The sequence below is a fragment of the Campylobacter sp. IFREMER_LSEM_CL1097 genome (genome assembly GCF_025772225.1).
In the GTDB taxonomy this organism is placed as follows: domain Bacteria; phylum Campylobacterota; class Campylobacteria; order Campylobacterales; family Campylobacteraceae; genus Campylobacter_D; species Campylobacter_D lari_D.
Genome location: NZ_JAKMRT010000055.1, coordinates 1 through 544, shown reverse-complemented (window position 1 = coordinate 544; position 544 = coordinate 1). Strand labels below are relative to the sequence as shown.

Genomic DNA, 544 nt, shown 5'->3' with positions numbered 1-544 from the left:
TTCTCATCATTTAGTTTTTTAGGATCTAACAAAGAAGGATAAGGATGGTTTTCCTTTTTATATCTTTGATAAAAATCATCTGATAAAAGCCATTCTTTTATCAGATCTAAGTGTTTTAAGGTATAATCGAAATTGTGAAATATGTTCTCCAATATAGGTTTATAGTCTTTATGAATTTTTAATATATCTTTTATTACATCAAAGTTAGTGATTAATAATTCTTTGTTTTTTGAAGAAATATCAATATTGCTTAAGTTTAATTCTTTTAGTAGTTTATATTGTTTTTTAATATTTTGTATATTTTTATATAGTTTAAAATACCCTCCTTTATACCAAGTTTTATGAGCTTTAATTAAGGCTTCTCCTAGCATATAAGAAAGATGGTATTTATATTTTATGCTTTCATTGTAGTCTTTACAAGATTCTACTTTAGGATATGCAAGATGAGGAAATATTTTAATAGTTTGTTTATATAGTTTCTGCTCTTTTTTGTGTTGTTGTTTTATCTTATATAATTTATATGGTAGGGTTATATACCCCCCCC

General features: G+C 24.3%; 1 pseudogene. It reads right to left on the bottom strand.

Annotation, left to right across the window (positions count from 1 at the left end):
- Positions 1–544, bottom strand: a pseudogene (locus L8W64_RS08895) (capsular biosynthesis protein); the annotation flags it as partial.